Source organism: Streptomyces sparsus (assembly GCF_054776295.1).
Genome location: NZ_BAAHCA010000207.1, coordinates 1 through 6,588 on the forward strand (window position 1 = coordinate 1; position 6,588 = coordinate 6,588).

At 69.3% G+C, this 6,588-nt stretch carries 6 protein-coding genes; 3 read left to right on the top strand and 3 right to left on the bottom strand.

Annotation, left to right across the window (positions count from 1 at the left end):
- Window positions 1–77 precede the first annotated feature (77 nt).
- On the top strand, window positions 78–2,105 hold the full coding sequence (locus tag ACYVE9_RS12240) for a serine/threonine-protein kinase (RefSeq protein ID WP_461027827.1): 2,028 nt from the start codon (window positions 78–80) through the stop codon (window positions 2,103–2,105).
- 163 nt (window positions 2,106–2,268) lie between these two features.
- Here the strand turns inward: ACYVE9_RS12240 and ACYVE9_RS12245 are convergent, their stop codons facing one another.
- Window positions 2,269–2,703: a MarR family winged helix-turn-helix transcriptional regulator gene (locus ACYVE9_RS12245; RefSeq protein WP_461027828.1), complete on the bottom strand. Its 435-nt coding sequence runs from the start codon at window positions 2,701–2,703 to the stop codon at window positions 2,269–2,271.
- Window positions 2,704–2,809: 106 nt separating this feature from the next.
- On the opposite strand from ACYVE9_RS12245, the gene ACYVE9_RS12250 reads away from it, so the two are divergent.
- Window positions 2,810–3,724 carry an alpha/beta hydrolase gene (locus tag ACYVE9_RS12250; protein WP_461027829.1) on the top strand — a complete coding sequence of 305 codons (915 nt, stop codon included), beginning with the start codon at window positions 2,810–2,812 and terminating at the stop codon, window positions 3,722–3,724.
- Between the two features lie 27 nt (window positions 3,725–3,751).
- Here ACYVE9_RS12250 and ACYVE9_RS12255 read toward each other — a convergent pair whose 3' ends face one another.
- Window positions 3,752–3,937, bottom strand: coding sequence for a hypothetical protein (locus ACYVE9_RS12255; protein ID WP_461027830.1), 186 nt, complete (start codon window positions 3,935–3,937; stop codon window positions 3,752–3,754).
- A 150-nt stretch (window positions 3,938–4,087) separates the two neighbouring features.
- Window positions 4,088–5,503, bottom strand: a complete 1,416-nt coding sequence (gene glnA / locus ACYVE9_RS12260) for a type I glutamate--ammonia ligase (RefSeq protein ID WP_461027831.1) — start codon at window positions 5,501–5,503, stop codon at window positions 4,088–4,090.
- A gap of 243 nt (window positions 5,504–5,746) precedes the next feature.
- On the opposite strand from glnA, the gene ACYVE9_RS12265 reads away from it, so the two are divergent.
- Window positions 5,747–6,217 carry an RDD family protein gene (locus ACYVE9_RS12265; RefSeq protein WP_461027832.1) on the top strand — a complete coding sequence of 157 codons (471 nt, stop codon included), beginning with the start codon at window positions 5,747–5,749 and terminating at the stop codon, window positions 6,215–6,217.
- Window positions 6,218–6,588: the final 371 nt, after the last annotated feature.

Below are 6,588 nucleotides of genomic sequence, written 5' to 3' on the forward strand. Positions count from 1 at the left end.
CGGCCGCGGCCCGCGACGGCCCGGAACGGGCAGCGGCACGCCCGGCCACCGCACGCGCGGTGAGAAAGAAGCCGCCCGTGAGAACCAACCGCTCCGGCCTCCCCGTCCGACCCGCCCGCCCGGGTGATCCGGTCCGGATCGGCCCGTACCGGATCATCGGCCTGCTGGGCTCGGGCGGCATGGGCACCGTCCACGCCGGAGTGGACCCCGCGGGTGCGCGGGCGGCGGTGAAGGTCGTCCACTCCGCGCAGGCCGAGGACCCCGAGTTCCGGGCGAGGTTCCGTCGTGAGGTGCAACTCTCCTCCCGGGTCCAGGGCCCGTGTCTGCTGCCGCTGCTGGCAGCCGACCCGGAGGCCGACACCCCGTGGCTGGCCACCGTCTACGCCCCGGGCCCCACCCTGAACCAGCACCTCGCCGACAGGGGGCCGCTCAGCGGCGGGACCCTGTACGCGTTCGCGGCCGGCACGGCCCAGGCGCTCGCCGCCATCCACCGGGCAGGTGTGATTCACCGGGACGTGAAGCCGCAGAACGTGATCCTCGCTCCCGCCGGCCCCCGGGTGCTCGACTTCGGCATCGCGCACGCGGCCGGCGGTACCAGCGTGACCCGCACCGGTGTCATGACCGGCACTCCCGGCTGGATCAGTCCCGAGCAGTACCGCACGGGTGCCACCACTCCCGAGAGCGACATGTTCGCCTGGGGCGCGCTCGTCGCCCACGCAGCGACGGGACGTCTGCCGTTCGGCGCCGGAGCGCCGGACGTGGTGGCCTTCCGTGTGCTCTCGGGTGAGCCGGACCTCGACGGTGTGCCCGAGGATCTTCGCCGGACCGTCCGGCGGGCCCTCGCGAAGGACGCCGCCGAGCGGATGTCCGCCCACGCCGCAGCGGACGAGTGCGTGCGGCTGCTCTCCTCGCAGACCACGCAGGTCCTGAGCGAAACGGCGGAGCCCGAGCCGACCTTGGTCGGACATCTCCTCGAGTCCGCATGGGACATGCCCGCCCTGGCCGATCCCTCCTGGGGCACTCCGCCTTCGCCCTCCCGCAGCCGGACCGTCCTCTCCACTCTCGGCACCGCGGCGGTGATCGGCGCGGTGGCGGGCATCGCCCTCTCCGTACCCGGCAGCAGCCGCAGCGTCGGGGCCCGCGATGTCGCCGCCGTATCACCCGGCAGCTCTGCCCAGCAGGTGGGCCCGACCGCACCGGCTGGCCCTCCCGGCACCCCGTCCGCAGACCCGGGCCAAGCGCGAACGGACACGTCTCCCCCGGAGGTGCCCGGCCCGGCCTACACGCGAGCCGCAGACGAGTCGCAGCCGCACCCCGACGAGTGGCGGGCAAGCACGAACGCCGGGAGCGAGGACGAACGGAGCTCCGAGACGACGATCGGAAGCGACACACGCGCGATTCTCGGGACGAAGGACATGGACTTCATGCGACCCACCGTGACGTTCAACGAGCAGGCGCAGACGGTGATGGTGACCGGCGGTCCCGTCCCCACACTGACCGACGACTACAAGGAGGTCTTCCGCCGAGCCGCCGACATGGCCGCCTGCACGGCCCTCTCCCACCGGCTCCGGAACAGTCCCCACACCTGGCCGTACGGCCGGTACCAGATCCACTGGAAGGACTTCGACGGTCAACTCGATCCCACGATTCTCGGTTACGGGCAGGCCGCAGCGAGCTGTCACCACGAGATCGCCGGGCAGTGGCACGGTGACGAGGCCGGTCTGGCGACCGCTGGGCACCCCAGCACCGACCGGACGGAGATCCGTGTCGCAGACACCACCGCCAGGTCGGCCACCGCGTCGTGGACCGCCAGAGTCGCGGAGGGGTACGGGCTGGAGCATCTCACCGGGGGCGAGAGCCTCCGTCTCGGGTTCGATCCGGTCGAGAAGGCCGCATACGTGTGGGCCTACGACGGCGACGGCGCCCTCCTGGGCCGGGCCCAGCGCGCCCACTTCCAGCAGGTCGTCTCCAAGGCCCTCTGCACCGGCCTGCTGGACGAGCGGAGGGACAATCCCGACTGGCCCTACACCCGCTGGTCCATCGCCCTCTACCAGGGCAACGGCGCCATCCCGGAGATCATCGCTTCAGGCCGCTGCGCCTCCTGACACGGTATGCAACCCCCTCGCGGCGCAGCGTCGCGAGCGTGCCCGCGTCCGAAGCGAGACGGGCATCCACCGGGGCGGACGTCCCTTGCCGTCGCGACCTGAACGATCTGACGAATCCATGCGGTCGCGGCCCGAACGTGCAGCAGAGCACCGGACAGACGAATCACTCGCCCATACGGCCTGACGCGGGCGAGTCGAGCATCGCTTTGAGGATGCGTTGCAGCTCAACGCGGTCCTGGGGGGTGACCCTCGCCAACCTGCGGTCGTACTCCGCCGCGAGAGCTGCAAGTGCTCGATCGCGTGCTTGCGTGCCCTCAGCGGTCAGTACGAGCCGATGACGCCGCAAGTCCGCCTCGTCGATCTCGCGGCGGACGAAGCCCTTGGCGACGAGGTTGCGAACGTAGACCGTCACGCTCGCCTTGGGCAGCAGCAGCGCAGTCGCGATCTCAGCCGGGTACGGCGATGCCTCCACCTCGGCCAGGACGAAGAACTCCTTCGTCTCCAACCCGAGCTCGGCCAGCTCCCCCGTGCAGGCATCCATCACCACACCCAGCAGTCGCTGGTTCAGCGTCCACAGCTGCGCCCCGTCGACTGACATCGACCCTCCATCCAGGTGATACAGTTTCGTATTAGTTTCAGATCGTACAAAATATTGTTTTGTACTGGACTCCTATGGAACAACGATCTCACGAAGGAAGCCAGGCATGCTTCAGCACCTCACGATCCCGCGCGGTCCCATCAACCTCGCCGCGGACCTCCACCTCCCCGACAACGCCGACAGCAGCGCACCGCTGCGCGCCGTGGTGCTCTCCACCCCAGGCAGCAGCGTGAAGGAGCAGATCGGCGCCGACTACGCCTCCCGTCTCGCCGCCCGCGGCATCGCGGCGCTCGTCCTCGACCCCGCGCATCAGGGCCAGAGCGAGGGCGAGCCCCGCGACCTCGAAGACCCCTACCGCCGAGGTGAGGACATCTCCTACGCCATCGACGTGCTCACCACGACCCCCGGCGTCGACCCGCAGCGCATCGGCGTCCTCGGCATCTGCGCCGGTGGAGGCTACGCCGTGCACACCGCCCGCACGGACCACCGCATCAACGCGGTCGGCACGGTCGTCCCCGTCAACATCGGCGCCTCATTCCGCAGCTTCCAGCCCGACGGTCCGGCCGCAGCACTCGACGCCCTCGCGAACGCACGCACCGAAGAGGCCCGCTCCGGCGAGACGACCCGCGTGAACTGGCTGCCCGACACCCTCGAGGACGCCACGGCAGCGGGCCTGACCGACATCGACACCACTCAGGCCGTCACCTACTACCGCACCGAGCGCGGCGGTAACGAACACTCCACGAACCGGCGCCTCCTGCGCAGCGACTCGCTCCTGCTGGGCTACGACGCGTTCCACCTGGCCGATCGGCTCATGACCCAGCCACTCCAGGTCATCCTCGCCGGACGCCTCGGCAACACCGGCTCCTACGACACCGGCATGCAGCTGTGGAAGCTGGCCCCCAACCCCGTCGACCTCATGGTGATCGACGGCGCCGGCCACTACGAGATGTACGACGAACCCGAATACGTCGACGCTGCCGTCGAACGACTCGTCAGCTTCTATGCGAACAACCTGTAAGGCATACGGACCGGCGGATCTACGCGGTCACAGCACTGGATCATTCGCGAAGGTCTCTTCAAGCGGGAAACGCTCGATCGAAGAGGCACCGTAGTGCAGCAACGCCATGGAGCGCTCGAACCAGTTCACCTCGCGCCATGCCGAAGCAGCTTCCATAAAGGTGCCCAGGTGGGCTACGCCGTCGGAGACTTCGACGTCATCTTCGTTGGTCACCCACGCATCGTTTCGCGTCAACGGCTCCGTCGCTACCGCTATCCGCGCACGACAAAAGCCGTCGGCCGTGCCCTCCGAGGACGGAAGAACACGGCCGACGGCCCACAGACGGCCCAGGAGAACGGAAAGCCGCTCTGACCTGTGGTGACCTCAGATGTCGAAGTACAGCTCGAACTCGTGGGGGTGGGGGCGGAGCTGCATGGGGGCGATCTCGCTGGTGCGCTTGTAGTCGATCCAGGTCTCGATCAGGTCGGAGGTGAAGACACCGCCGGCCTGGAGGTACTCGTTGTCCGCCTCGAGTGCTTCGAGCACGGCGGGCAGCGAGGTGGGCACCTGAGCGACGCTCGCGTGCTCCTCGGGGGCCAGCTCGTAGAGGTCCTTGTCGACCGGCTCGGCCGGCTCGATCTTGTTCTTGATGCCGTCCAGGCCCGCCATCAGCAGCGCGGAGAACGCGAGGTAGGGGTTGGAGGACGGGTCCGGCGCGCGGAACTCGATGCGCTTCGCCTTCGGGTTCGCGCCGGTGATCGGGATGCGGATCGCGGCGGAACGGTTCCGCTGGGAGTAGACCAGGTTCACCGGGGCCTCGAAGCCGGGCACCAGGCGGTGGTAGGAGTTCACCGTCGGGTTGGTGAAGGCCAGCAGCGACGGCGCGTGCTTGAGGATGCCGCCGATGTAGTAGCGCGCCATGTCGGAGAGGCCGGCGTAGCCCTGCTCGTCGTAGAAGAGCGGGGAGCCGCCGGTCCACAGGGACTGGTGGACGTGCATGCCGGAGCCGTTGTCACCGAAGATCGGCTTGGGCATGAATGTGGCGGTCTTGCCGTTGCGCCAGGCGACGTTCTTCACGATGTACTTGAAGAGCATCAGGTCGTCGGCCGCGGCCAGCAGCGTGTTGAACTTGTAGTTGATCTCCGCCTGGCCGGCGGTGCCCACCTCGTGGTGCTGGCGCTCGACCTCGAGGCCGGACTTGGCCAGCTCCAGGCTGATCTCGGCGCGCAGGTCGGCGAAGTGGTCGACCGGCGGGGCGGGGAAGTAGCCGCCCTTGTAGCGGACCTTGTAGCCGCGGTTGCCGCCGTCCTCGATGGCGCCGGTGTTCCAGGCGCCCGCCACGGAGTCGATGTGGTAGTAGCCGGCGTTCGCCTTGGTCTCGAAACGGACGTCGTCGAACACGTAGAACTCGGCCTCGGGGCCGAAGAACGCGGTGTCGGCGATACCGGAGGAGGCGAGGTACGCCTCGGCCTTCTTGGCCACGTTCCGCGGGTCACGGCTGTACTGCTCGCCGGTGATCGGGTCGTGGATGAAGAAGTTGATGTTGAGGGTCTTGTCACGGCGGAACGCGTCCATCCGGGCCGTGCTCAGGTCCGGGACGAGTGCCATGTCGGACTCGTGGATGGCCTGGAAGCCGCGGATCGACGAGCCGTCGAACATCAGGTTCTCGGTCGGGTCGAACGTCGCGGCCGGCACCGTGAAGTGCTGCATGATGCCCGGCAGGTCACAGAAACGGACATCGACGAACTGCACGTCGTTGTCCGAGATGAATTTCTTGGCCTCGTCGGCGTTCTGGAACATCCAAGTCCTCCTAGTCCCGCCGCGAGGGGACGGGATTGCATCTCAAGATCGCAGCCCAGTGCGGTGGTCCGCTGGCTCGACCCTAGGCATGGGGGATTTCTCGAGCATGACCCAATTGTTTCGCTGATGTTAACCGGCCACGACGTGCAGTGACGTGTTCCACCCGGGCGGGGCGCCGTCCCACTGCGTGCGGTCCCCGTCGGCCGCCGTCGACCGCTGCGCGGCACGCGATACCGTTGACGGGTGGACAACAGGCAGGCAATCGGATCGTGGCTCTCCGGCCCCCGCGCGACGGCCGAGAGCATGGGCGCCGAGTTCGGCTATCGGGGCGAGCGGCTGGGCCTTCCGGAGGAGGGGCCGGGTTCGATCGCGCCGCTGGGACGACGGGTCGTCGCGATTCTCGTGGACTGGGTGCTCTGCGTGCTCATCGCCCGCGCGCTGTTGTCGGACGGCAGCATGCAGAGCGCCGGCAACTGGGCGCTGCTCGTCTTCGGCGTGCTGGTGTTCCTGACGGTCGGCACGCTCGGGTTCACGCCCGGCAAGCGGCTGATGGGACTGCGAGTGGTCTCGGTCACCGGTGGGCGGCTCAGCGTCCCCCGGGTGCTGGTGCGCACCGTGCTGCTGGTGCTCGCGCTGCCGGCGCTGGTCTGGGACCGGGACTCCCGGGGCCTGCACGACCGTCTCTCCGGCGCGGTGCAGGTCCGCACCGGCTGATCGGGCGCGCGTCCCGGCCTCGTAGCCGATCCGTGGCAGCCGCCCACCCGGCGCGTCCGGCGTCGGATGCTGGCGACGCCTGGTCCCGGCCGACCCCCGTCCTGCCATTCCGCAGCTCGCGCCTGCGGCGTCGAACGCTCCGCCCGAGTCGACGCGCGGGGCGCCGCCAGTCGAGTGGACTTCGCACGACACGCGCCGCTCACCCGTCCGCACCACCGAACGGGTGAGGGGACACGGCCCCGCCGTGAAGCCGCCGACCCTCGGCCGGGCACCGCTCCCCCGTCGCTGTGGGCCCCGACCGGACGGACGACTACCGACCGAACCGCCACGGGCCATGGGCCACACCGCGCGGGCGCGCCAGCGGCACTGGA

What these genes read in the sequence shown, in the direction of transcription:
- ACYVE9_RS12245 (WP_461027828.1), bottom strand. Translation starts at nt 2,703, where the DNA reads ATGTCAGTCGACGGGGCGCAGCTGTGGACGCTGAACCAGCGACTGCTG.
- ACYVE9_RS12250 (WP_461027829.1), top strand. Translation starts at nt 2,810, where the DNA reads ATGCTTCAGCACCTCACGATCCCGCGCGGTCCCATCAACCTCGCCGCG.
- glnA (WP_461027831.1), bottom strand. Translation starts at nt 5,503, where the DNA reads ATGTTCCAGAACGCCGACGAGGCCAAGAAATTCATCTCGGACAACGAC.